Origin of the sequence: Pantoea phosphatilytica (assembly GCF_051025615.1) — a bacterium.
Classification (GTDB): domain Bacteria; phylum Pseudomonadota; class Gammaproteobacteria; order Enterobacterales; family Enterobacteriaceae; genus Pantoea.
The window spans coordinates 185269-209498 of the sequence record NZ_JBPFDF010000002.1 but is presented as its reverse complement, the minus strand read 5'-3'; the positions used below and the strand labels follow the sequence as shown (position 1 = coordinate 209498).

General features: G+C 59.5%; 20 protein-coding genes and 1 other annotated feature. Of the genes, 12 read left to right on the top strand and 8 right to left on the bottom strand.

Features of this window, described 5'->3' with window-relative positions; all coding sequences use genetic code 11:
* Positions 1 to 66: 66 nt before the first annotated feature.
* The 4 genes from urtA to atzF are packed head-to-tail and all read right to left on the bottom strand — an operon-like array spanning position 67 to position 7474.
* On the bottom strand, positions 67 to 1335 hold the full coding sequence (urtA, locus tag ACR6AS_RS11190; RefSeq protein ID WP_111141526.1) for an urea ABC transporter substrate-binding protein: 1269 nt from the start codon (positions 1333 to 1335) through the stop codon (positions 67 to 69).
* A gap of 27 nt (positions 1336 to 1362) precedes the next feature.
* Positions 1363 to 2058: a GntR family transcriptional regulator gene (locus ACR6AS_RS11185; protein ID WP_111141520.1), complete on the bottom strand. Its 696-nt coding sequence runs from the start codon at positions 2056 to 2058 to the stop codon at positions 1363 to 1365.
* Positions 2055 to 5684, bottom strand: a complete 3630-nt coding sequence (gene uca / locus ACR6AS_RS11180; RefSeq protein WP_434162142.1) for an urea carboxylase — start codon at positions 5682 to 5684, stop codon at positions 2055 to 2057. Before uca ends, ACR6AS_RS11185 begins: the two co-directional genes overlap by 4 nt.
* 2 nt (positions 5685 to 5686) lie before the next feature.
* Entirely contained in the window at positions 5687 to 7474 is a 1788-nt protein-coding gene (gene atzF / locus ACR6AS_RS11175; protein ID WP_434162139.1) for an allophanate hydrolase, read from the bottom strand.
* Positions 7475 to 7743: 269 nt separating this feature from the next.
* On the opposite strand from atzF, the gene sltY reads away from it, so the two are divergent.
* Positions 7744 to 9663, top strand: a complete 1920-nt coding sequence (gene sltY, locus ACR6AS_RS11170; protein WP_434162137.1) for a murein transglycosylase — start codon at positions 7744 to 7746, stop codon at positions 9661 to 9663.
* 45 nt (positions 9664 to 9708) lie between these two features.
* A complete protein-coding gene (gene trpR / locus ACR6AS_RS11165) occupies positions 9709 to 10029 on the top strand; it encodes a trp operon repressor (RefSeq protein ID WP_111141374.1) in 321 nt (106 codons plus the stop codon).
* On the opposite strand, the gene yjjX is transcribed toward trpR, so the two are convergent.
* Entirely contained in the window at positions 10030 to 10548 is a 519-nt protein-coding gene (gene yjjX, locus ACR6AS_RS11160; protein WP_111141373.1) for an inosine/xanthosine triphosphatase, read from the bottom strand.
* 203 nt (positions 10549 to 10751) lie between these two features.
* Between yjjX and gpmB the strand changes: the two genes are divergently transcribed.
* Positions 10752 to 11399, top strand: a complete 648-nt coding sequence (gene gpmB, locus ACR6AS_RS11155) for a 2,3-diphosphoglycerate-dependent phosphoglycerate mutase GpmB (protein ID WP_111141372.1) — start codon at positions 10752 to 10754, stop codon at positions 11397 to 11399.
* A gap of 38 nt (positions 11400 to 11437) precedes the next feature.
* Here the strand turns inward: gpmB and robA are convergent, their stop codons facing one another.
* Positions 11438 to 12319: an MDR efflux pump AcrAB transcriptional activator RobA gene (gene robA / locus ACR6AS_RS11150; protein ID WP_111141371.1), complete on the bottom strand. Its 882-nt coding sequence runs from the start codon at positions 12317 to 12319 to the stop codon at positions 11438 to 11440.
* 194 nt (positions 12320 to 12513) lie between these two features.
* On the opposite strand from robA, the gene creA reads away from it, so the two are divergent.
* Complete coding sequence (creA, locus tag ACR6AS_RS11145; protein WP_111141370.1) at positions 12514 to 12987, top strand: protein CreA; 474 nt, start codon at positions 12514 to 12516, stop codon at positions 12985 to 12987.
* Positions 12988 to 13058: 71 nt separating this feature from the next.
* Here creA and arcA read toward each other — a convergent pair whose 3' ends face one another.
* The gene (arcA, locus tag ACR6AS_RS11140; protein ID WP_111141369.1) at positions 13059 to 13775 is read right to left on the bottom strand and encodes a two-component system response regulator ArcA; all 717 of its coding nucleotides are present in this window, start codon (positions 13773 to 13775) and stop codon (positions 13059 to 13061) included.
* A gap of 609 nt (positions 13776 to 14384) precedes the next feature.
* Here arcA and ACR6AS_RS11135 point away from each other — a divergent pair.
* From ACR6AS_RS11135 to thrC, 5 genes are all read left to right on the top strand, one after another.
* Positions 14385 to 15089: a tRNA/rRNA methyltransferase gene (locus ACR6AS_RS11135; protein ID WP_434162131.1), complete on the top strand. Its 705-nt coding sequence runs from the start codon at positions 14385 to 14387 to the stop codon at positions 15087 to 15089.
* 187 nt (positions 15090 to 15276) lie between these two features.
* On the top strand, positions 15277 to 15345 hold the full coding sequence (thrL, locus tag ACR6AS_RS11130; RefSeq protein ID WP_090964490.1) for a thr operon leader peptide: 69 nt from the start codon (positions 15277 to 15279) through the stop codon (positions 15343 to 15345).
* Positions 15284 to 15402: a sequence feature (Thr leader region), on the top strand. Its footprint overlaps the gene before it by 62 nt.
* Positions 15403 to 15428: 26 nt before the next feature.
* Complete coding sequence (thrA, locus tag ACR6AS_RS11125; protein ID WP_367396063.1) at positions 15429 to 17891, top strand: bifunctional aspartate kinase/homoserine dehydrogenase I; 2463 nt, start codon at positions 15429 to 15431, stop codon at positions 17889 to 17891.
* A 2-nt stretch (positions 17892 to 17893) separates the two neighbouring features.
* Positions 17894 to 18823 (top strand): homoserine kinase, encoded by a 930-nt coding sequence (gene thrB / locus ACR6AS_RS11120; RefSeq protein ID WP_367396064.1) that lies wholly within the window; start codon positions 17894 to 17896, stop codon positions 18821 to 18823.
* Between the two features lie 3 nt (positions 18824 to 18826).
* Positions 18827 to 20110 carry a threonine synthase gene (gene thrC, locus ACR6AS_RS11115; protein WP_111141365.1) on the top strand — a complete coding sequence of 428 codons (1284 nt, stop codon included), beginning with the start codon at positions 18827 to 18829 and terminating at the stop codon, positions 20108 to 20110.
* A gap of 47 nt (positions 20111 to 20157) precedes the next feature.
* Here thrC and yaaA read toward each other — a convergent pair whose 3' ends face one another.
* Complete coding sequence (gene yaaA / locus ACR6AS_RS11110) at positions 20158 to 20931, bottom strand: peroxide stress protein YaaA (RefSeq protein WP_111141364.1); 774 nt, start codon at positions 20929 to 20931, stop codon at positions 20158 to 20160.
* 209 nt (positions 20932 to 21140) lie between these two features.
* Between yaaA and tal the strand changes: the two genes are divergently transcribed.
* The 3 genes from tal (at position 21141) to ACR6AS_RS11095 (ending at position 24224) form a co-directional block, all read left to right on the top strand.
* Entirely contained in the window at positions 21141 to 22094 is a 954-nt protein-coding gene (tal, locus tag ACR6AS_RS11105) for a transaldolase (RefSeq protein WP_111141363.1), read from the top strand.
* A gap of 125 nt (positions 22095 to 22219) precedes the next feature.
* Complete coding sequence (mog, locus tag ACR6AS_RS11100) at positions 22220 to 22807, top strand: molybdopterin adenylyltransferase (protein WP_293774709.1); 588 nt, start codon at positions 22220 to 22222, stop codon at positions 22805 to 22807.
* A 106-nt stretch (positions 22808 to 22913) separates the two neighbouring features.
* The gene (locus tag ACR6AS_RS11095) at positions 22914 to 24224 is read left to right on the top strand and encodes an MFS transporter (protein WP_367396065.1); all 1311 of its coding nucleotides are present in this window, start codon (positions 22914 to 22916) and stop codon (positions 24222 to 24224) included.
* Positions 24225 to 24230 lie beyond the last annotated feature (6 nt).

Sequence of the window (24230 nt, the reverse complement as noted above, 5' to 3'; positions counted from 1 at the left end):
CGTCAGGGGAGAGCATCGCAGCCGCATCACAGCAGGTGACGCGGCCGGGTTATCCGCCGCGCACCATTACTGCGCGGTTTTGACCGGGTGGTCGGGCTTTTTGTCGTTACCGGCGATATAGGGGCTCCACGGCTGCGCGCGAACCGGCTGATCGGTCTGCCATACCACGCTGAACTGGCCGTTCTCTTCCACCTCGCCAATCATGACCGGCTTATGCAGATGGTGGTTGGTCTGATCCATCGTCAGGGTAAAGCCATCCGGGGCCTTAAAGGTCTGGCCGGCCATGGCCGCCCGCACTTTGTCGACGTCAGTGGTGCCCGCTTTTTCCACCGCCTGCGCCCACATATGGATCCCTACATAGGTTGCCTCCATCGGATCGTTGGTGACGACGGTGGCGGCGTTCGGCAGGTTGTGCGCTTTGGCGTAAGCGCGGTAATCGGCGACGAATCTGGCATTAACCGGATTATCAATCGACTCGAAATAGTTCCAGGCCGCTAACTGACCCACCAGCGGTCGGGTGTCGATGCCGCGCAGCTCCTCTTCGCCCACCGAGAAGGCGACGACCGGAATGTCAGTGGCCTTAATGCCCTGGTTGGCCAGCTCTTTGTAGAACGGCACGTTGGAGTCGCCATTGATGGTGGAGACCACGGCCGTTTTGCCGCCCGCCGCAAACTTTTTAATGTCCGCGACGATGGTCTGATAATCGCTGTAACCGAAAGGCGTATAGACCTCTTTGATATCGCTGTCCGCCACGCCTTTACTGTGCAGAAAGGCGCGCAGGATCTTGTTGGTGGTACGCGGATAGACGTAGTCGGTGCCCAGCAGGAAGAAGCGTTTCGCGCTGCCGCCATCTTCGCTCATCAGGTACTCCACGGCCGGGATCGCCTGCTGATTCGGCGCGGCACCGGTGTAGAAGACGTTGGGCGACATCTCTTCCCCTTCATACTGCACCGGGTAGAAGAGCAGGCCGTTCAGCTCTTCAAACACCGGCAACACCGACTTACGTGAAACCGAGGTCCAGCAGCCAAACACCACCGCCGCCTTGTCCTGCGTCAGCAGCTGGCGCGCTTTTTCGGCAAACAGCGGCCAGTTGGAGGCGGGATCCACCACCACCGGCTCCAGCTTTTTCCCCAGCACGCCCCCTCTGGCGTTGATCTCATCGATCGTCATCAGCGCCACATCTTTCAGCGGCGTTTCAGAAATCGCCATGGTGCCGGAGAGGGAATGCATGATCCCCACTTTGATGGTATCCGCAGCCTGGGCACTCCAGGTGAAACCCAGACTGACAACGGTGGCGGAGAGCGCAAAAGCCTTGATCAACGAACGTCTTTTCATCATCTGAACCCCTGAGTGGTAGTGGTATTATTCGGTGAGCTGAAGCCGGGCCTGCTGGAGGCGGTGCAGCGTGATCTTGCGGACTTCCGCCTTACTGACGGCGATGTGATCGGTCAGAATCTGTTGTGCCGTGGCACGCTGCTGCTGAAAAATTGCCTGTAAAATCTGCGCATGTTCCTGATAGGTGGCGCAGATGCGATCGTCGCGGGTGAAGTCGAGGCGACGGATGATGCGGATCTTCTCCGTGAGTTCGGCGTGGATGCGCGCCATCTCCGGATTACCGGCGGCGGCGACCAGCGTCATGTGAAACGCCTCATCATGCTGCGACACCACCAGTCCGTCGGCGAGCGCCTCCGACTCACACCAGAACTGGTTGAGTGCTTCGAGCAGCGCGGCGCACTGCGGCGCGGGCAGGGCGCAGAGGCGTTTTACCGCCTCGCACTCCAGCACGGTGCGCAGGTCATAGAGCGATTCGAACCAGGCGAAATCGAAGGTTTTGATCTGCCAGCCGCTGCGAAACCAGACGTCCACAAAGCCTTCACGCTCCAGCCGGAACAGCGCCTGGCGCACCGGGGTGCGGCTGACCGCCATGCGCGCGGCGATTTCGCTTTCGCTGAAGCGATCGCCCGGCATCAGGCGAAAGGCAAAAATATCGTCCTTCAGGGCCTGATAGACCCGTTCGGCCAGCGCTTCGGGGCGCGCTTTCGGAGGATGTGCTCTCATTCTGCCTCCGGTTCAAGCCATAACAGGGTGTCACCGGGCGTGACCGGCCGCCCCGCCTGACAGAGGATCCGCGTCACGCGGCCCGCCTGAGGCGCGACAATCGCCAGCTCCATCTTCATCGCCTCCACGATGATCAGCGTCTGACCGGCGCTGACCGCCTCGCCCGGCTGCACCAGCACTTTCCAGATGTTGCCATTGAGGTCAGCCTGCAGGGCCTGGCCGCTGTGATCCTCGTCACTGACGCCGGTGGCGGCCTCCTGCACAGGCGGGGCGTTCTCCTCTTCCCGCGCCCAGTGCTGCACTTCCTGTTCAAAGGCGGCAGCCTGACGCTGGCGAAAGGCGGCGATCTCAGCGGCGTGATCGGCAAGGAACTGCTGATGAGTGGCGAAATCAAACTCGGTCTCTTCAATACGCAGGCTGGTGCGGCCTTCACGGAAATCTTCGCGCAGCCGATTCAGTTCGCTCTCACTCACCGGATAGAAGCGCACCTGGTCGAAGAAGCGCAGCAGCCATGGCGCATCGGCCGCGAACTGCGGATTTTTCAGGAAGGTGTTCCAGATCGGCAGCGTGCGGCCCACCAGCTGATAGCCGCCGGGCGAATCCATGCCGTAGATGCACATATACATGCCGCCGATGCCGACGGTACCTTCGGCGGTAAAGGTGCGCGCCGGACTGTATTTGGAACTCAGCAGGCGATGACGCGGATCGATCGGCACGGCGCAGGGGGCGCCGAGATAGACGTCGCCCAGTCCCAGCACCAGATAGCTGGCGTCGAACAGGGTATCGCGCACCGCTTCGCGGCTGCTCAGGCCGTTAATGCGCTGAATGAAATCGACGTTATTCGGCAGCCAGGGAGCCGTGGCGCGCACCGTCTCCTGATAGCGGCTGACGGCGCCCAGCGTGGCGCTGTCTTCAAACGCCATCGGCATCCACACGACGCGCGACGGCACTTTAAGGGTGCTGACATCGCCCAGCGTGGCCTCCAGCGCCAGCAGCAGCGACATCAGCCGCGCCTGGCTGATAACCAGGCTGTCGTAGCGCACCTGTAGCGACCGCACACCCGGCGACAGCTCCTCAATGCCTGGTTCAGCCTCTGCTTTCAGCGCATTCATCAGCAGATGCACGCGCAGGCGCAGCGCCAGATCCAGTACGTTATCGCCATACTCAATCAGCACATATTTGTCGCCCGCCTGGCGGTAGACCACGGCCGGTGTGCTGCCGGTCGCGTCCCGCGCGGCCAGGATCGTCGCGGAGCCGTGGGCAGTTTCGGCCAGCGACGGCACGGCAAACGCTGGCGGATGCTCCGGCCGCAGGGTCTCGATCAGATGCGTCTGCGCTTTTTCCCGCGCCAGCGCATCGTCTGCGGAAATCGGGTGGAAGCGGATGGTGTCGCCAGGTTTGACCTGACCCACCTTCCACAGCTCCGCTCTGGCGATGGTCACCGGACAGACAAAGCCGCCCAGACTGGGGCCGTCATGCGTCAGGATCACCGGAAAGTCGCCGGTAAAGTTGACCGCGCCGATGGCATATTCGCAGTCGTGTACGTTTGAGGGGTGCAGGCCCGCTTCGCCGCCGTTGGCGCGGGTCCAGGTGGGTTTCGGGCCGACCAGCCGCACGCCGAGGCGGTTGGAGTTGTAGTGCACCTGCCAGTCACTGGCAAAGAACTCATCAATTGCGGCCTGGGTGAAGAAGTCTGGCGCGCCGTGCGGCCCGTAGAGGACGCCGATACGCCATTCGCTGCCGTAGTGCGGGATCAGCGCCGCGTCGAGCGGCTGCGGTGCGCTGATCGGGGCAGGGGTGGTGCAGGCCGCCTGTTCAGGCCGGGAGATCGGCAGCATATCGGCCACGCGCAGGGTGCGCCCGGCGTGACCGCCGAACTGGCCCAGCGAGAAGGTGCTGCGGCTGCCGAGATAGACTGGCACGTCGAAGCCGTTGCGCACCGCCAGATAGCTGCGGCAGCCCTCTCGGGCGCGGCCCAGCGCCAGCGTCTGTCCCGCTTTTACCGTCAGCGGCTGCCAGTAGCTCACCGGCTCGCCATCCAGCGTGGCGTCACACGCCGCGCCGGTCAGCGCCAGCGTGGCATCGCAGTGGAAGCGCAGGGTCGGCCCCTGCAGCGTAAACTCCAGGCCCGCTGCCGATGCATGGTTCCCGACGATGCGGTTAGCCAGCCGGAAGGCGAAATCGTCCATCGGGCCGGAAGGCGGCACGCCGATGTCCCAGTAGCCGAGGCGGCCGGGATAGTCCTGAACCGAACTGAAGGTGCCGGGCTGCAGCACCTCCACCACCGGGGCGGCGGGCACCACGCTGTCGAGATAGCGGGTCCAGACGCTGCCGCTGCGAAACGTGTCGCTGGTGGTGATCTGCCGCAGGTAATCCAGGTTGGTGGCGATGCCGTGCAGCTGGGTGGCATTCAGCGCCTGCTGCAGTTTTTCCAGGGCCGCATCGCGGCTGTCGGCGTGCACAATCAGCTTGGCGATCATCGGATCGTAGAACCCGGAGACCTCGCTGCCGGTTTCGACACCCGTGTCGACCCGCACGCCTTCGGGAAAGACCACGCCCGTTAACAGGCCTGGGCTGGGCTGAAAGTTTTTCAGGGGATCTTCGGCATAGAGACGGACTTCAATCGCCGCCCCCTGCGGCGCCTGCTGCAGACGCGCCCAGTCCACCGCATCGCCCGCCGCCACCTGTAACATGCACGCCACCAGGTCCAGCCCGGTGACGCACTCCGTAACCGGATGTTCCACCTGCAGGCGGGTGTTGACCTCCAGGAAGTAGAATGTCTGCTGGCTGACGTCGTAGATATACTCCACGGTGCCCGCGCTGCGGTAGTTCACCAGCTCACCGAGCCGCACCGCCGACGCGAGCAGGGCCTCGCGCGTGGCGGGCGACAGGCCCGGCGCAGGCGTCTCCTCCACCACCTTCTGGTTACGGCGCTGCAGCGAGCAGTCGCGTTCGCCCAGCGCCACCACGGTGCCGTTGCCGTCGCCAAAAATCTGGACTTCGATGTGACGGGCGCGATCGATACAGCGCTCCAGAAACACCCCGGCATCACTGAAAAACTGTTCGCCGAGGCGGCGCACGCTCTCCCAGGCGCTGGCCAGAGCCTGCGCATCGGCGCAGCGTGTCAGGCCAATGCCGCCGCCGCCTGCGGTGCTTTTCAGCATCACCGGATAGCCAATCTCATCGGCGGCCTGCAGCGCCGCCTCAAGCGACGCCAGCAGCGGCGTGCCCGGTGTCATCGGCACGCCCGCACGGGCCGCCAGTTCGCGCGCGCGGTGCTTCAGTCCGAACTCGCCAATCTGCTGCGCGGTCGGGCCAACAAAGGCGATGCCTGCCGCTTCGCAGGCTTCGGCAAACGGCTGGCTTTCGGAGAGAAAACCGTAGCCAGGCCAGATCGCCTGCGCGCCGCTCTGCTGCGCCGCCGCCAGAATTTTGTCGATGCGCAGATAGCTGTCGCTGGCTTTGTCGCCGCCCAGGGCGATAGCCACATCCGCCTGCCTGACGTGCCGGGCGTTGCGGTCGGCGTCAGAGTAGACCGCGACGCTTTTCACGCCGAGGCGCTTCAGGGTGCGGATGGCGCGGCAGGCAATCTCGCCGCGGTTGGCAATCAGTACGGTGGTGAACATGATCAGTGACTCCCCTGTGATGCCAGCCAGTTGCGCCAGCCGCCCGTTTCAGTGATCTCCAGCGCGCCGTTCAGCGCCGCGCCTTCGCAGATAAAGCCTTTGACGACCCGGCCATCGGCCAGCGTCAGGTTGCCGATCCCCAGCGGCGCCGGGATCTCTGCCACAAACTCGCCGAAGCGCGCCAGCGGGATGTCCCACAGCTCCACGGCGATTGCGGCACCCTGTTCATCACGCATCAGGCCCGGCTTTTTGATCGCCCCCTCCAGCAGGGCAAACAGGCGGTAATGGGGCGCGGTCTGCGTCTCCCCGGCCCACACCGCCTGGCGTTCGGTAAGCTGGAAATTGAGCGGCATACCGGTGAGATGGGCGCCCACCACCGCCAGCCGGACGTGATCGGCTGAAGGGGGCAGCGTGGCGCGTCGGGTCGGAAAGGGCTGGCCGGTGGCGCCCAGCGGCAGCGCCAGTTGCTGCTGCCAGCGCAGACCAAACTCAGCCAGCGCCCGATCGTGCCAGGCCGGCGCGATCAGCGTGATACCGGCTGGCAGGTCGTCGTTGCGGAACGGCGCGGGCAGCGCCAGCGCCGCGAGGTCAGCAAGGTTGGTAAAGTTGGTGTAGGTGCCAAACTGCGAGTTGTAGTGGACGGGCTCCTGCTTCATCTCTTCCAGGGTGTGGATGGTGGGCGAGGTCGGCACTACCAGCGCGTCGAAAGGGGCCATCGCCTGCTGGATCTGGCGCGTCAGGTCGGCGCGCAGATACTCCGCTTTATATGCCTCCACCGCGCTGTAGTTCAGCCCGCTGGCGATGATGTTCTGCACGACCGGCTCCATCTGGTCGAGCATTTCGCCCACCGCCGCCGTGCGTTCGGCAACCCAGGGGCCGTAATAGAGCTGTTCAGCCAGCTGGCGGAACGGGGTGAAGTCGATGGGATGCAGCGTCGCGCCGCCTGCCTGCAGGGCCTCCAGCGCCCGATCCCAGGCGGCTTCGGCAGCAGCATCATCAAAAAAAGCTGGATCGGCCGGGATAGCAAAGTGAGGACGGGCGGGCAGGCTGGCCGGGGCGGTGCGCGGGTTGACGCGCGAATAGGCGTCGCCGCTGTCATAGCCGCCCATGAGCGTGGCGACGGTAAAGGCATCTTCGGTCGTCAGCGCAAAGATTGAGATGGTGTCGTTAAGCCGACAGGCGGGCACCACGCCGCGCGCAGAGAACCAGCCTTTGGTCGGTTTCAGGCCGACGATGTTGTTGAAACCTGCCGGGACGCGACCCGATCCGGCCGTATCGGTGCCGAGTGAAAAGGCGACCAGTCCGCGCGCCAGCACCGACGCCGAGCCAGAGCTGGAGCCGCCGCTGACATAGCCGGCGTCGAAGGTATTGCAGACCGCGCCGTAAGGCGAGCGGGTGCCCACCAGACCGGTCGCGAACTGATCGAGGTTGGTTTTGCCGATGACCACCGCGCCAGCGGCTTTCAGCCGGGCGACAGCCACCGCATCCTCACGGGCGGTGTAGGTAAAGGCGGGGCAGGCGGCGCTGGTGGACCAGCCCATCACATCAATGTTGTCCTTGACCGCGAACGGTATCCCAAACAGCGGCAGCGCCGCAGGATCGCGCTGATAGTCCGCCAGCAGCGGCGCAATCTGTGCCGCTAACTGATCCGGTGTCGCCAGGGTGATCCAGGCGTTATCCTGCGGATCGATCTCCGCCAGGTGTGCGTTGAGCAGGGCGCTAATCTGCTGCGGTGCCTGCTGAATGCGCTGCTGCCAGGCGTGAAGCGTCAGGCCAATGGTCGATGTCATAAGAAGAATTCCAGCTGGTATACAAGATGGCATTCAACAGAGCAAAGGGTGTGCCAGTTTTTTAACGCGCTGATTCAACGGGTTAATGACGGTGGTGATAAGATTTTCTGATGATAATTTGCACAATCGCGGCGCGCAGCCTGAGCGATAGCGGTGCGCCGGGGGTCATGGTGCGTAAATTTTGTGAAGAACATGGCAAGAGTCCGGTGGCCTGGTTAGCATGAAGACTGTCTGGCAGTTCGCCGGGCCCAGCAACAGAGGAGATTTACGTGGTGAAGTGGCGTAACTGGATGATAGGGATCTGCCTGGCCGGCACGGCCAGCAGCGCATGGGCCGATTCGCTTGATCAACAACGGCAACGTTATCAACAAATTAAACAGGCCTGGGACAGCAACCAGATGGCCACCGTGGATCAGCTCCTGCCGACGCTGCAGGATTATCCGCTTTACCCTTATCTGCAGTATCGCCTGCTGGCGCAGGATCTCGATCAGGAGACCGCGCTGGCCGTGCAGAACTTTATTCGCCAGTATCCGACGCTGCCGCCTGCGCGATCGCTCAGCACCCGCTTTATCAACGTGCTGGCTTACCGCCAGGACTGGCAGGGCGTGCTGAACTTCAGCCCGACTGAACCTAAGCCGGTGCAGGCGCGCTGCAACTGGTACTACGCGAAATGGGCCACCGGCCAGCAGCAGGCCGCGTTCGACGGTGCGAAGCAGATCTGGCTGCGCGGCACGGCGCTGCCTGCGGACTGCGATAAGCTCTTCTCAGTCTGGCAGTCTTCCGGTCAGCTCTCACCGATTACCATCCTGGAGCGCATCCGGCTGGCGATGAAGGCTGGCAATGACAGCCTGGTAAGTTATCTGGCGAAAACGCTGCCAGCCGATTATCAGACCATGTCTGACGCGGTGCAGGCGCTGCAGCAGGATCCGCTGACGGTCAGCACCTTCGCCAGCAGCGTCGGTCCCACCGACTTCACCCGCCAGGCGACGATCTACGCCTTTACCCGTGTGGCGCGGCAGGATATGGAAAATGCCCGCAGCCTGATCCCGATTCTGGTCCGGGCGCAGAAGATGGGGCCGGAGGATGAGCAGGCGCTGAAGGAGATTGTCGTCTGGCGCATGATGGGCAGCGATCTCACCTCTGAGCAGGCGCGCTGGCGTGATGCGGTGGTGATGAACAGCGAGTCGACCGCGCTGCTGGAACGCCGGATTCGCCTGGCGCTCACGCAGCACGATCGGCGCGGTCTGAACACCTGGATCGCCCGTCTGCCGCTGGAAGCCAAAGAGAAAGATGAGTGGCAATACTGGCAGGCCGATCTGCTGTTTGAGAAAGGACGTAAAGAGGAAGCGGAAGAGATCCTGCGTAAGCTGATGCAGGCGCGCGGCTTCTATCCGATGGTAGCCGCTCAGCGTCTGGGCGTGGATTATCCGCTGCAGGTGGATGAAGCGCCGAAGCCAGACAGCGCCACGGTGCAGGGCCCCGAACTGGCCCGTGTTCGCGAGCTGATGTACTGGGGGCTGGATAACCTGGCACGCAGCGAGTGGAGCAATCTGATCGGCAGCCGCACGCATACCCAGCAGCAGATGCTGGCGCGATACGCGAATGAACAGGACTGGTGGGATCTCAGCGTGCAGGCGACCATCACGGCCAAAATGTGGGACAGCCTGAAGGAGCGTTTCCCGCTGGCATGGCGGAGCGTCTATGAGCGCAATACCGACGTGAAGCAGATCCCGCCGAGCTATGCGATGGCGATCTCGCGTCAGGAGAGCGCCTGGAATCCCAAAGCCCGTTCCCCGGTCGGAGCCAGCGGTCTGATGCAGATCATGCCCGCAACCGCAGCGCATACCGTGAAGATGTATAACATTCCGGGCTACAGTAACGTCAGCCAGCTGCTGGATCCGGAAACCAATATCCAGATCGGCACCCAGTATCTGGAGTATGTCTATCAGCAGTTCAGCCAGAACCGGATCTTCGCTTCAGCGGCCTACAATGCCGGGCCTGGCCGGGTGCGCAGCTGGCAGAAAATCAGTGGCGGCAACCTTGATGCTGTGGCGTTTATCGAGACAATCCCCTTCTCCGAAACGCGCGGCTATGTGAAGAACGTTCTGGCGTATGACGCCTACTATCGTCACTTCATGGGCAAGCCTGACCAGATCCTGTCAGATGCTGAGTGGAATCGCCGTTACTAGCTGTGCTAAGCTTCCGTACTCTTTAGCGAGTACGGAAGCCTCTCCATGACCCATTCTGATTCCCCCTCTGCCGATGCGCATCCGACAGACGATAGCTGGCAGCGCGTTGTCCTGCTGATGCAGCAGGCCTTTGCGGATGGCCATGCGTTGCCTCTGCTGCAACTGATGATGACGCCCGACGAGCGCGAAGCGTTCGGCACCCGTCTGCGGATCATTGAAGAGTTAATGAACGGCGAAATGAGCCAGCGCGAGCTGAAAAATGAGCTTGGCGTCGGCATCGCGACCATTACCCGGGGATCAAACAGCCTGAAAGAGGCGCCGCCGGAACTGAAACGCTGGCTGGAAGCGCGCCTGGGCCGCGCCTGATTACTGCTGATAGAGCGGATGGACGAACGGGCAGAGCGCCAGGATCAGCGCCTGATGATAGACGCTGGAGCGGCTGAGCAGGCCGTGCGTAAACGCGCCAATCGCGCCGCCCTTCTGTTTGATATTCTCAATACCGGTCAGGCGCGCCATCTCTTCGCCCAGCTCGCGGCCTTCACGCAGACCCGCCAGCACGGCCGGTGGCAGGGTAAAACTGGCTGAACGCGATTCGCCACGCTGCTTCTGATTTTCCACCACCATCCAGGCAAACGCACAATCCTCTTCAATCCCTGCCTCAATCGCGACCCAGAACGCCGCCTCCGGGCGAACCTGGCGGGCATTCATTACGCGCTGGCGTGCGCCGGTTCGCGTTTCGAGATGGGTTAACGGCTGTGCGGCAACGCCACTATCGACCTCGACCCCTTCGATATGGCAGGATCCTTCGCCGAAAACGTCGCTGAATGCCTGCGCAATCGCGTGAATCTTCGCTGGGTTGGTTGTGGCTGCGACAACATGGTACATAATTGATTGAACCCTCAGGTGATTAAGCGCCTGGCCCTCAGGCCATTTTATCTGTCAGTCTGAGCCGGAGCAGTGCCCACACGCCGCACGTACCCGCTGTACGTCGGGTGATTACGCACTGTCTGCGCCCGGACTGCCTGCAACAATGACGCCTGTCGGAACAGGCTCTAAAGCGATTTTGTCGCAGTATAACGGAAACTAACATGCTACAGGTCTATCTTGTTCGTCACGGTGAAACGGTATGGAATGCGGAACGCCGTATTCAGGGCCAGTCTGACAGTCCATTGACGGAAAAAGGTGAGCAGCAAGCCCGACAGGTGGGTGAGCGCGTAAAACAGCTGGGGATCACCCATGTGATCGCCAGCGATCTGGGACGGACGCGCCGCACCGCGGAGATTATTGCGGATGCCTGTGGCTGCGCCGTGACGCTGGATGCGCGGCTGCGCGAGCTGAATATGGGGGTGCTGGAGAAACGTCCGCTGGATGGTCTGACCGCCGAAGAGGAGCAGTGGCGCGCCACGCTGGTCAACGGCACGGAAGGCGGCCGCATTCCGCAGGGCGAGTCGATGACGGAGATGGCGACGCGTATGCACGCCGCACTCAATGCCTGCCTCGACCTGCCTGCCGGCAGCCGCCCGCTGCTGGTCAGCCACGGTATGGCGCTGGGGTCACTGGTCAGTACGATTCTGGGGCTGCCCGCCTATGCGGAGCGTCGTCTGCGCCTGCGTAACTGCTCACTGTCGCGGGTGGATTACCAGCAGAGCGCCTGGCTGGCGGAGGGCTGGATTGTCGAGACGGCGGGAGATGTGTCTCATCTGGATGCGCCTGCGCTCGACGAACTGCAACGCTGATTCTGCAGGCTGCCGTCATGATAACGGCAGCCCGGCACTTAGCTGTCGGCCGCCTGACGGCGGATAGGGATCAGATAGTCGCAGCGGATCTCCGTCGGCGGCTCGGCGCGCTTTTTACCGCCGTGGGTATAAAAGCGTTCGATATCCTGTCCCTGACGGCGGGTCAGTCCCAGCGTTGGCATGCAGGTGCCATAGAGTAACAGGATAAACTCCTGCAGGCTGGCGCGGGGGCCGCTGTAGCTGAACTGCACATAATCTCCGGCTTCCAGAATGACGTTATGGCCGGAGAAGAGGCTGGCCGCGCTGTCCGCTGGCACCGCTGTAGTGTAGAGGATCTCCTGCTCGTCATCTTTCTCCTGGCTGGCGCGCACCTGATGCAGGCCATACAGCACCGGCGGCACGGTGTCGGTTTCCAGCAGGAACTGCTTCCAGAAGTGAATACGCATCTCGTCGCGGTAGCTGGAAATCTGCTCCAGCGTACAGGTGTAGTTCTGGGTCTGTCCCACCAGCACCGTTTCCGGCAGCGTAACGAACGTGGACTCCGGCTGCGGCTCATTATCCAGGCGGATAGGGGGGCGAATACCGAATGAGTTCCAGTCAGACGCGCGACGATACCAGGCGGGCGTCTGAGCAAACTGCTTTTTGAAGGCGCGAGTAAAAGTCTGTTGTGAATCAAAACGATACTGAAGCGCGATATCCAGAATCGGCCGGCTGGTCAGGCGCAGCGCCACAGCGGCTTTTGACAGGCGACGGGCGCGGATATAGGCACCGATGGCGTGTCCGGTCACGTCTTTGAACATCCTTTGCAGGTGCCACTTAGAGTAACCCGCTTTCTGGGCAACGTTGTCCAGCGAAAGGGGTTGATCCAGATGGCTCTCCAGCCAGACAAGCAAATCGCGAATGATACCGGCTTGGTCCATAAAACATCCTCATACTCTGGTGGGGCAGCTAAACGCATTCGAAAAATATTAGCACTCATTGCTCAAAAGACGGGGGCCGTTTTCCGGGGAAGGTTGTGCTAAAACATGACGGGTTAAAACCCGTTTTGGTTTGGTCATTATATCGATTAACAGTACATTACATTTTCATCTATTCCATTTGCAATGGTAACTCCATGACAATATCGCGTCTTATAATTGCTGCGTTCACTACGCTGACTTTCTCCAGCCCGCTGTTCGCCGAGCAGATCGGCTCGGTCGATACCGTGTTCAAGATTTTTGGTCCTGACCATAAGATTGTTGTCGAAGCTTTCGACGATCCGGACGTGAAAAATGTAACCTGTTATATCAGCCGGGCAAAAACCGGCGGGATCAAAGGCGGGCTGGGGCTGGCAGAAGATACGTCTGATGCCGCGATTTCCTGCCAGCAGATTGGGCCGGTTGAGCTGAGCGAGAAAATTGCACAGGGCAAAGCGCAGGGTGAAGTGGTCTTCCGCCAGCGCACCTCGCTGATCTTCAAAAAGCTGCAGGTCGTGCGCTTTTTCGACCAGAAGCGTAATGCGCTGGTCTATCTGACCTACTCCGATAAGGTGGTCGATGGCTCACCGAAAAATGCGCTCAGCGCCGTGCCGATTATGCCGTGGCACTGATATAACAATCCTCGCCGGAATAAAAAAACGCCCGCAGGGGCGTTTTTTTACTGGTCTGCTCTGACAGGCGATTACTCCTGCAGGTCGCCGCAGAAGCGATAACCTTCACCATGAATGGTGGCGATGATCTCTGGCGTGTCCGGCGTGGATTCGAAATGCTTACGGATACGACGGATCGTGACATCGACGGTGCGGTCGTGCGGCTTGAGATCGCGGCCGGTCATTTTTTTCAGCAAATCGGCACGGGTCTGGATCTTGCCCGGGTTTTCGCAGAAGTGCAGCATGGCGCGGAACTCGCTGCGCGGCAGTTTGTAGTGCTCGCCGTTCGGGTTGATCAGTGAGCGGCTGTTGATATCCAGCTCCCAGCCGTTGAATTTATAACTCTCGACCTGACGGCGCTCTTCACCCGGCATCGCCAGGTTCATAGTGCGCGACAGCAGGTTGCGGGCACGAATCGTCAGCTCACGCGGATTGAACGGTTTGGTGATGTAGTCGTCAGCGCCAATTTCCAGACCAAGAATTTTATCGACTTCGTTGTCACGGCCGGTCAGGAACATCAGTGCGACATTGGCCTGCTCGCGCAGTTCACGGGCCAGCAACAGGCCATTTTTACCCGGCAGGTTGATGTCCATGATCACCAGGTTAACGTCATTGTCAGTCAGCACCTGATGCATTTCAGCACCGTCCGTCGCCTCATACACCACATAACCTTCCGCCTCAAAAATACTCTTGAGGGTATTACGCGTGACCAGTTCGTCTTCAACGATAAGAATGTGCGGGGTCTGCATGTTTAGCTACCTAAAATTTGCCAACAAATTGAAAACAGGGCGTACAGCGGTATGGCGTTCTCCATCATCGAGAGCGGCGGGCCGCGCGGAACCGTTGTACGAAATCATCTTTTGATAAGCCATCTATCAACGTCAACAACAGTATTAGCTCAGCCAGTCAGGATGAAAATTGCATGCCCCAGGCGTTAATGATAATGGCGCATATCCTAACTGTATTAACAGCAACCTAACAGCACCAACTACAACCGATAAGCATAAAAAAAACGCTTCGTTGACTTATATCAAATGCAATTGTAGCACGTTAACACTTTTGTGAAAAACTTCTCGCATATTGCCTGTTTAGCTCACAAAAAGCATCATTTTCATTACATTTTCCAGGCATGCGAGCCAAAATGAATCCCGAGCATCATCACATTCTATCCTGTTGAAGTTAAATGAATTAATAATCCTTTCTTTAATAATGGCCACTTCGGTGATAAAACGTTCCCGGTCACGATTTTTAATGGGTTTTAACATCCTTAACACTCTATTTTCTTATTACCTCCTGACGACTGAATCATTAACAGCCATGTTAATATGGCGTTATGTAAATGGACCAATGGAATAAATATGCTTTTTCCTCTGATTCTCGTCTCGCCTGCGCGGCCAGAAAATATCGGCGCTGCGGCGCGTGCCATGAAAACGATGGGCTTCACCCAGCTGCGTATCGTGGCCAGTGACGCCTGGCAGGATCCCGCTGCACGCCGGGTCGCCCACGGGGCAGGTGAGATCCTCGATAATGTGCAGACCTTTGCTACCCTTGCTGACGCCCTGGCGGATATCGATTTTTCGGTCGCCACCACGGCGCGCAGCCGGGCAAAGTTTCGCTACTACGCCACGCCGGAACAGGTCGAAGCGCAGCTGCAGGAGAAGCGTCAGTGGGTCAACAGTATGGCGCTGGTGTTTGGCCGCGAGGATAGCGGGCTGACCAATGAGGAGCTGGAGCAGGTCGATCTGCTGACCGGCATCCCGATGGCGAATGACTATCCGTCACTCAATCTCGGGCAGGCGGTGATGGTCTACTGCTATCAGCTGTCGAAGCTCAATCAGGTTGAGGCGCCGGTCGCGGCGACCGCCGACGGGCAGCAGTTGCAGGCGCTGCGTCAGCGTTTCCATCAGCTGCTGGCACACCTTGAGGTGAGCGATGATGAAAAACTGTCAGACTGGATCGATCAGCGGGTCGGACTGCTGGAGCAGCGCGACAGTGCGATGCTGCATCGTCTGCTGCACGATATTGAAAAAAAACTGACAGATAAATCCTCGGCAAAAAGCTGATTTTATAGCACCAGATCGCACCTGAATTCCTCATGGCAAACGATCAAACACCGTTTCCGGCTTTCCCCGGAGGCTGTGCGCAGTGGTGAAGATCTGTCCGGCGGACAAATCGTGTTGACTTAATGTGCGCTTTGCTTTACTTCTGGGAGCCAGACGGACAGAAAAGACAGACAGAAAATAAATCTTAATGCGTAAAATCAGCCTGAACACCACAATTATTACCACCACCATTACCCCAGGTAACGGTGCGGGCTGACGCATACAGGAAAAACAGAAAAAAAGCCCGCACCTGAACAGTGCGGGCTTTTTTTTCGGCTTAAATTCAGGAGAGTGAATATCATGCGAGTGCTGAAATTCGGCGGGACATCGGTAGCGAATGCGGAGCGGTTTCTTCGCGTCGCGGACATTCTGGAAAGTAATGCGCAACAAGGACAGGTTGCAACCGTGCTCTCTGCGCCAGCAAAGATTACTAACCATCTGGTGGCGATGATTGAAAAAACTATCAGTGGTCAGGATGCTTTGCCGAATATCAGCGACGCCGAACGCATTTTCAGCGAGCTGCTGCAGGGACTGGCTGAAGCGCAGCCCGGCTTTGAGTACGATCAGCTGAAAACCCGCGTCGATCTGGAGTTTGCCCAGCTGAAGCAGGTGCTGCACGGCATCAGCCTGCTGGGGCAGTGCCCGGATAGCGTGAACGCGGCGATTATCTGTCGTGGTGAAAAGCTCTCGATCGCGATCATGGAGGCTCTGCTGCAGGCGCGCGGCTATGGCGTCAGCGTGATCGACCCGGTGGAAAAACTGCTGGCGGTCGGTCACTACCTTGAGTCCACCGTCGATATTGCCGAATCAACCCGTCGCATTGAGGCGAGCCAGATCCCACCGCAGAACATGATCCTGATGGCGGGCTTTACGGCCGGTAATGAACGCGGCGAGCTGGTGGTGCTGGGCCGTAACGGCTCTGACTACTCCGCCGCGGTGCTGGCGGCCTGTCTGCGCGCCGACTGCTGTGAAATCTGGACGGACGTGGATGGCGTCTACACCTGCGATCCGCGTCAGGTGCCGGATGCGCGCCTGCTGAAGTCGATGTCCTATCAGGAGGCGATGGAGCTCTCCTATTTCGGCGCGAAAGTCTTACATCCCCGCACCATTGCGCCGATTGCCCAGTTCCAGATCCCCTGCCTGATCAAAAACACCGCCAATCCGCAGGCACCTGGCACCCTCATCGGCGCAGAGGCCGATCAGGATGAGATCCCGGTGAAAGGCATCACTAACCTGAATAATATGGCGATGGTCAATGTCTCCGGCCCGGGCATGAAAGGGATGGTGGGCATGGCGGCCAGAGTCTTTGCGGCGATGTCCCGCACCGGGATCTCCGTGGTGCTGATCACGCAGTCCTCTTCGGAATACAGCATCAGTTTCTGCGTGCCGCAGAGCGAGCTGGCGCGTGCGCGTCAGGTGCTGGAGGAGGAGTTCTATCTTGAGCTGAAAGATGGCCTGCTGGACCCGCTGGATATTATCGAAAACCTGGCGGTGATTTCGGTGGTGGGCGATGGCATGCGCACCCTGCGCGGCATCTCAGCCAAATTCTTCTCGGCGCTGGCGCGCGCCAATATCAACATCGTGGCGATTGCCCAGGGCTCCTCCGAACGCTCTATCTCGGTCGTGGTCAACAATGATGAGGTGATCACCGGCGTTCGCGTGGTGCACCAGATGCTGTTTGCCACCGATCAGGTGATCGAGGTGTTCGTGGTCGGCGTAGGCGGCGTGGGCGGCGCACTGCTGGATCAGCTGCATCGCCAGCAGGCGTGGCTGAAGCAGAAACATATCGATCTGCGGGTCTGCGGTATCGCTAACTCGCGGGCGCTGTTAACGAACGTCCACGGCATCGATCTGAGTCACTGGCAGGCGGCGCTGGCCGAGGCGAAAGAGCCGTTCAATCTGGGCCGCATGGCGCGTCTGGTGAAAGAGTACCATCTGCTTAATCCGGTGATTGTGGACTGTACCTCCAGCCAGGCAGTTGCCGATCAGTACGCCGATTTTCTCAGTGAAGGCTTCCATGTGGTGACGCCGAATAAAAAGGCCAATACCTCCTCATGGCAGTACTATCAGCAGATGCGCGCCGCCGCCGCCAAATCGCGGCGTAAGTTCCTGTATGACACCAACGTGGGTGCCGGACTACCGGTGATCGAAAACCTGCAGAACCTCATGAACGCGGGTGATGAGCTGCTGCGTTTCTCCGGTATCCTCTCCGGTTCGCTCTCCTTTATCTTCGGCAAGCTGGATGAAGGGGTGTCCCTCTCCCAGGCGACCCGGATGGCGCGTGAGATGGGCTTCACCGAACCCGATCCACGCGACGATCTCGCCGGAACCGATGTGGCGCGCAAGCTGCTGATTCTGGCGCGTGAGGCGGGTCATCAGCTGGAGCTGAGTGACATTGAGATCGAGCCGCTGCTGCCCGCCAGCCTGACCGGGATTCAGGATGTTGAGCAATTTATGCAGCGTCTGCCGGAACTGGATGACGCCTTTGCCAGCCGGGTCGCGCAGGCGCAGGAGGCGGGCAAAGTCCTGCGCTATGTGGGCGTGATTGAAGAGGGTGGCATCTGCAAAGTGAAGATCGAGGCCGTTGACGGCAACGATCCGCTCTATAAAGTGAAAAATGGCGAGAACGCGCTGGCGTTTTACAGCCGCTACTATCAACCGATTCCGCTGGTGCTGCGTGGATACGGTGCAGGAAATGATGTCACAGCGGCCGGTGTCTTTGCCGACCTGCTGCGCACGCTGTCATGGAAGTTGGGAGTTTAATCATGGTAAAAATTTACGCACCGGCCTCGATTGGTAACGTCAGCGTCGGTTTCGATGTGCTGGGCGCGGCCGTTTCGCCGGTAGATGGCTCCCTGCTGGGCGACTGCGTTTCAGTTGAGGCGGCCGATCAGTTTTCCCTGACCAACGCCGGCCGTTTCGTCAGTAAACTGCCCGCCGATCCCCGGGAGAATATCGTCTATCAGTGCTGGCAGCGGTTCTGCGAGGCGGTGGGCAAAGAGATCCCGGTGGCGATGACGCTGGAGAAGAATATGCCTATCGGCTCCGGGCTGGGCTCCAGCGCCTGCTCGGTGGTGGCCGGTTTAATGGCGATGAACGAATTCTGCGGCAAGCCGCTCAGCGACGGCGCCCTGCTGACGCTGATGGGCGAGCTGGAAGGGCGGATCTCCGGCAGTGTGCATTATGATAATGTCGCCCCCTGCTTCCTGGGTGGCATTCAGCTGATGCTGGAGGAGAATGACATTATCAGCCAGGCGGTGCCGGGCTTCGATGACTGGCTGTGGGTGATGGCCTATCCGGGCATCAAGGTTTCGACCGCTGAAGCGCGCGCCATTCTACCTGCGCAGTATCGCAAAGAGGATTGCATCAAGCATGGCCGCCTGCTGGCGGGCTTCATTCACGCCTGCCATACGCGTCAGCCTGAGCTGGCCGCTAAACTGATGCAGGATGTGATCGCCGAACCCTATCGCACCCGGCTGCTGCCCGGCTTTGCCGCCGCGCGTCAGGCCGCTAAAGACACAGGCGCGCTGGCGTGCGGGATTTCAGGTTCCGGTCCGACACTTTTCGCCGTTTGCAATCAGATGGAAACGGCACAGCGGATGGCTGACTGGCTGAGCCAGCACTATCTGCAGAACGATGAAGGCTTCGTCCATATCTGCCGTCTTGACACGGCTGGCGCACGACAATTGGGATAACGCATGAAACTCTACAATCTTAAGGATCACAACGAGCAGGTCAGCTTCGCCCAGGCGGTGAAACAGGGGCTGGGCTCACAGCAGGGTCTCTTCTTTCCGCTGGAACTGCCAGAGTTTGAACTGACCGACATCGACGCGATGCTGGAGATGAATTTTGTCGACCGCAGCAGCAAAATCCTCTCGGCGTTTATTGGTGACGAGATCCCGGCCCAGCAGCTGCATGAGCGCGTGAAAGCCGCGTTTGCCTTTCCGGCACCGGTCAAAGCGGTCAGCGAGGATATTGCCTGTCTGGAGCTGTTCCACGGCCCGACGCTGGCGTTTAAAGATTTCGGCGGCCGCTTTATGGCGCAGATGCTGTCATATGTTTCTGGCTCCGATGAGCAGATCACGATCCTGACCGCCACCTCCGGCGACACCGGTGCCGCCGTGGCGCATGCCTTCTACGGCATGAAAAACGTGCGCGTGGTGATCCTCTATCCGCAGGGCAAAATCAGTCCGCTGCAGGAGAAACTCTTCTGCACCCTGGGCGGCAACATTGAAACCATCGCGATCGACGGCGATTTTGATGCCTGCCAGGCGCTGGTGAAACAGGCGTTTGATGATGAAGCACTGAAGAAGGCGATTGGCCTTAACTCGGCAAACTCCATCAACATCAGCCGTCTGCTGGCGCAGATCTGCTACTACTTTGAAGCGGTCGCCCAGCTGCCCCAGGAAAAACGTAACCAGCTGGTGGTCTCTGTGCCAAGCGGTAACTTTGGCGATCTGACTGCCGGTCTGCTGGCTAAATCGCTGGGCCTGCCGATCAAACGTTTTATTGCGGCCACCAACGCCAACGACACGGTGCCGCGCTTCCTGGGCAACGGCGAATGGCAGCCTAATCAGACGGTCGCCACGCTGTCGAATGCGATGGACGTCAGCCAGCCGAACAACTGGCCGCGTGTGGAAGAGCTGTTCCGCCGTAAAACCTGGCGCCTGACCGATCTGGCCTGTGGTGCCGTCTCTGATGAGACCACCCGCGCCGCGATGCGTGAACTGGCTGAGATTGGCTATGTGTCCGAACCGCATGCCGCTATCGCCTGGCGTCTGCTGCGCGATCAGCTGCAGGAAGGGGAGTATGGTCTGTTCCTGGGAACGGCTCATCCGGCGAAGTTCCGCGAGAGCGTGGAGGCGATCCTGGAGCAGACGCTGACGCTGCCGCCGGAGTTAGCGGAGCGCGCCGATCTGCCACTGCTGTCGCATCAGATGAAGGCGGATTTCACCGCGCTGCGGGCGTTCCTGCTGAAGTAATCCTGTAAAAGGCTCCCCGGTAAGGGGAAGCCTGGGGCGCGGAGGCGTTACTGCTCCGCGCGCTTAAACACCAGCTCACTGTCGCTGCTGCTGGCGGCATCAAAACGATACCCCTCCAGATCAAACGCTTTAAGCTGCTCCGGCTTCGTCAGCTGCTGCTGAATTACAAAGCGACTCATTAATCCGCGCGCCTTTTTGGCATAGAAACTGATGACTTTGTAGCTGCCGTTCTTCTCGTCCAGGAACACCGGCTTGATCAGCTGCGCCTGCAGTTTCTTCGGCTTAACGGCCCTGAAATATTCGTCCGAGGCGAGGTTGATCAGCACCTCATCGCCCTGTTCCGCCAGCGCGGCATTCAGCGTTTCAGTAATGAGATCGCCCCAGAAGGTATAGAGATCTTTACCGGCCGGGTTCGCCAGGCGAATCCCCATCTCCAGACGGTAAGGCTGCATTAAGTCGAGCGGACGCAGTACGCCATAGAGGCCAGACAGCATGCGCAGGTGCTGCTGAGCAAAATCGAAATCGCGATCGCTGAAGGTTTCAGCCTGCAGGCCGGTGTAAACGTCGCCTTTGAACGCCAGAATCGCCTGCCGGGCGTTCTGTGGCGAGAAGTCGGGCTGCCAGCTGTTAAACCGCTCGGCATTCAGGTGCGCCAGTTTGTCGCTGATGCTCATTAACGAGGCGATGCTGGCCGGGGACAGGTCGCGGGCAATCTCAATCAGCTGTTGTGATTTTTCTAACAGCGCAGGCTGGGTGTAGCGCGTCGTCGCCAGCGGGCTTTCATAATCCAGCGTCTTGGCCGGAGAGATCACCATCAACATAGTCGTTTCCTCGATTAATAGCTGGTTTTACAGGGCATTGGCTGCTCATCAGGGCTGGCAGTGTAGCAAAAAAGCTGCAAAGAATGACGAATCACACCTATTTGTCCGCACTATCGCAAACGGCATTCCCTGACCTTGCGCCACCGTTGCTGCGTGATATTATCGCCACAGCCTTTTTTCACACTGACAGTTAACTAAGAGAAAAGAACATGACGGACAAACTTACCTCCCTGCGTCAGCTCACCACCGTCGTCGCCGACACCGGTGATATCGCAGCCATGAAGCTGTACCAGCCTCAGGATGCGACTACCAACCCTTCTCTGATCCTCAACGCCGCACAAATCCCTGAATACCGTAAACTGATCGATGAAGCGATCGGCTGGGCGCGTGAGCAGAGCAGCAACAAAGAAGAGCAGCTGCAGCTGGTTTCTGACAAGCTGGCCGTAAACATTGGTCTGGAAATTCTTAAGCTGGTGCCGGGCCGCATCTCGACAGAAGTCGATGCGCGTCTCTCTTACGACACTGAAGGCAGCATCGCCAAAGCCCGCAGCCTGATCAAACTCTACAACGATGCCGGCATCAGCAATGACCGCATCCTGATCAAACTGGCCTCGACCTGGCAGGGTATCCGCGCGGCGGAGCAGCTGGAAAAAGAGGGCATCAACTGTAACCTGACGCTGCTGTTCTCCTTTGCCCAGGCGCGTGCCTGTGCCGAAGCGGGCGTGTTCCTGATTTCGCCGTTTGTTGGCCGTATCCTCGACTGGTACAAAGCGAACACCGACAAAAAAGAGTATGCCGCGCACGAAGATCCAGGCGTGATTTCCGTTTCTGAAATCTACAACTACTACAAGCAGCATGGCTATGAAACCGTGGTCATGGGTGCAAGCTTCCGTAACGTGGGCGAAATTATCGAGCTGGCAGGCTGCGACCGTCTGACCATCTCTCCTGCGCTGCTGAAAGAGCTGGCAGAAAGCGAAGGTACGCTGGAACGTAAACTGAGCTACAGCGGCGAAGTGAAAGCGCGTCCGGCCCGTATGACCGAGTCTGAGTTCCTGTGGCAGCACAACCAGGATCCGATGGCCGTCGCGAAGCTGGCTGAAGGTATCCGCAACTTTGCCATCGACCAGGGCAAACTTGAGAAGATGCTGGCAGAACTGCTGTAATCTGCTGACCGTGGCGGCACAGGCCGTCACGGTTTTCCCTTTTGCGACCCTTTCACTTTATATTATCCTCTCTGCCAGTCCTCTTTTACTCCACCGCACCGCGGTAAAGCACAGCGAAATACATCATGAATACATTACGCATTGGCCTGATCTCAGTCTCCGATCGCGCCGCCAACGGCATCTATCAGGATCAGGGGATCCCCGCGCTGGAGAGCTGGCTCAGCAGCGCCATCAGCAGCCCGTTTGAGATGGAGTCCCGTCTGGTGCCCGATGAGCAGGTGATGATTGAACAGGCGATTTGTGAACTGGTCGATGAACGCTTCTGCCATCTGGTGCTGACTACCGGCGGCACTGGCCCGGCCCGCCGCGATGTCACCCCTGACGCCACGCTGGCCGTCGCCGATCGCGAGATGCCAGGTTTTGGTGAGCAGATGCGCCAGATCAGCCTGCAGTTTGTGCCGACCGCGATTCTGTCGCGCCAGGTGGGCGTGATCCGTAAGCAGTCGCTGATCCTGAATCTGCCGGGGCAGCCGAAATCAATTAAAGAGACCCTGGAAGGGCTGAAGGATGCGCAGGGCAAGGTCCGGGTACACGGGATTTTTGCTTCTGTACCTTATTGTTTACAGCTTCTGGACGGGCCGTATGTCGAAACGCATCCGGAAGTGGTAGCAGCATTTCGGCCGAAAAGCGCCATCCGTGAGATAAATAACTAAATATTCCCCATTTCAGGCATAAGCTATAGCCCTGCTGGTGTGGCAAAAGATTGACGGTATAGTAATCAGATCGTTACAACCTTATCTCTTTTGCCTCGGGAATATTATGAATCCGACTCCTACTCAGCGTCTGACCGGTAAGGATTACCGGACGCTGGCGCTGGCCGCCCTGGGCGGCGCCCTCGAATTTTACGACTTCATCATTTTTGTCTTCTTCGCCACCGTTATCGGCGAGCTTTTCTTTCCTGCGGATATACCGGAATGGCTGCGTCAGTTACAGACGTTCGCCATTTTTGCCGCTGGCTATCTGGCCCGGCCGCTGGGCGGCATTGTGATGGCGCATTTCGGCGATAAGCTCGGCCGCAAAAAGATGTTCAGCCTGAGCATTCTGCTGATGGCGCTGCCGACCCTGATGATGGGCGCATTACCCACCTGGCAGACGATCGGGATCGCGGCACCGCTGCTGATGCTGCTGATGCGGATGTTGCAGGGGGCGGCGATCGGCGGCGAAGTGCCGGGTGCCTGGGTGTTCGTCGCGGAGCATGTGCCTTATAAGCGTATCGGCATCGCCTGCGGCACGCTGACTGCCGGGCTGACCGTTGGCATTTTACTGGGGTCGCTGGTAGCAACGCTGATCAATACCTCAATGTCACAGCAGGCGATTCATGATGGCGGCTGGCGCATCCCGTTCTTTTTAGGCGGGCTGTTTGGTCTGGTCGCGATGTATCTGCGGCGCTGGCTGCATGAGACGCCGGTGTTTGTGGAGATGCAGCAGCGCAAAGCACTGGCGGAAACCCTCCCGCTGAAAACGGTGCTGGCGGAGCATAAAAAATCTGTGGTCATCTCCATGCTGCTTACCTGGCTGCTCTCCGCCTGCATCGTGGTGGTGATCCTGATGTCACCGGTCTGGCTGCAGAAGCAGCAGGGCATTGCCCCCGCGCTGACCCTGCAGGCCAACAGCATTGCCACCCTGATGCTCTGTGTGGGCTGTATCCTTGCCGGGCTGGCTGCCGACCGCTTTGGTGCCAGCCGCACCCTGTGTGTCGGCAGCCTGCTGCTGGCAATCTGCAGCTGGCAGTTTTATCACCTGACGGCCTTCTATCCGCAGCAGATCTTCCTGCTTTATGGGCTGGCGGGGCTGAGCGTCGGTATCGTCGGCGTTGTGCCGTTCGTGATGGTACGCGCCTTTCCGGCAGAGGTCCGTTTTACCGGGCTCTCATTTTCCTACAACGTCGCCTATGCGATCTTCGGCGGGCTCACACCTGTCTGTGTTTCGCTGCTGATGGGGGTCTCGGTCATGGCGCCGTGCTGGTATGTGATGGCGCTGGCGCTGGTGGGCTTTGTGACCGGGATCTGGCTGCGGCGCGATGTCAGCCACGAACCGGCGAGGGCGCAAGAGATTAAGCCACTGTCATAAGCGACG

What these genes read in the sequence shown, in the direction of transcription:
- robA (WP_111141371.1), bottom strand. Translation starts at nt 12,319, where the DNA reads ATGGACCAAGCCGGTATCATTCGCGATTTGCTTGTCTGGCTGGAGAGC.
- thrC (WP_111141365.1), top strand. Translation starts at nt 18,827, where the DNA reads ATGAAACTCTACAATCTTAAGGATCACAACGAGCAGGTCAGCTTCGCC.
- ACR6AS_RS11095 (WP_367396065.1), top strand. Translation starts at nt 22,914, where the DNA reads ATGAATCCGACTCCTACTCAGCGTCTGACCGGTAAGGATTACCGGACG.
- arcA (WP_111141369.1), bottom strand. Translation starts at nt 13,775, where the DNA reads ATGCAGACCCCGCACATTCTTATCGTTGAAGACGAACTGGTCACGCGT.
- yaaA (WP_111141364.1), bottom strand. Translation starts at nt 20,931, where the DNA reads ATGTTGATGGTGATCTCTCCGGCCAAGACGCTGGATTATGAAAGCCCG.
- creA (WP_111141370.1), top strand. Translation starts at nt 12,514, where the DNA reads ATGACAATATCGCGTCTTATAATTGCTGCGTTCACTACGCTGACTTTC.
- mog (WP_293774709.1), top strand. Translation starts at nt 22,220, where the DNA reads ATGAATACATTACGCATTGGCCTGATCTCAGTCTCCGATCGCGCCGCC.
- trpR (WP_111141374.1), top strand. Translation starts at nt 9,709, where the DNA reads ATGACCCATTCTGATTCCCCCTCTGCCGATGCGCATCCGACAGACGAT.
- ACR6AS_RS11135 (WP_434162131.1), top strand. Translation starts at nt 14,385, where the DNA reads ATGCTTTTTCCTCTGATTCTCGTCTCGCCTGCGCGGCCAGAAAATATC.
- thrA (WP_367396063.1), top strand. Translation starts at nt 15,429, where the DNA reads ATGCGAGTGCTGAAATTCGGCGGGACATCGGTAGCGAATGCGGAGCGG.
- thrB (WP_367396064.1), top strand. Translation starts at nt 17,894, where the DNA reads ATGGTAAAAATTTACGCACCGGCCTCGATTGGTAACGTCAGCGTCGGT.
- uca (WP_434162142.1), bottom strand. Translation starts at nt 5,684, where the DNA reads ATGTTCACCACCGTACTGATTGCCAACCGCGGCGAGATTGCCTGCCGC.
- yjjX (WP_111141373.1), bottom strand. Translation starts at nt 10,548, where the DNA reads ATGTACCATGTTGTCGCAGCCACAACCAACCCAGCGAAGATTCACGCG.
- tal (WP_111141363.1), top strand. Translation starts at nt 21,141, where the DNA reads ATGACGGACAAACTTACCTCCCTGCGTCAGCTCACCACCGTCGTCGCC.
- urtA (WP_111141526.1), bottom strand. Translation starts at nt 1,335, where the DNA reads ATGAAAAGACGTTCGTTGATCAAGGCTTTTGCGCTCTCCGCCACCGTT.
- atzF (WP_434162139.1), bottom strand. Translation starts at nt 7,474, where the DNA reads ATGACATCGACCATTGGCCTGACGCTTCACGCCTGGCAGCAGCGCATT.
- gpmB (WP_111141372.1), top strand. Translation starts at nt 10,752, where the DNA reads ATGCTACAGGTCTATCTTGTTCGTCACGGTGAAACGGTATGGAATGCG.
- ACR6AS_RS11185 (WP_111141520.1), bottom strand. Translation starts at nt 2,058, where the DNA reads ATGAGAGCACATCCTCCGAAAGCGCGCCCCGAAGCGCTGGCCGAACGG.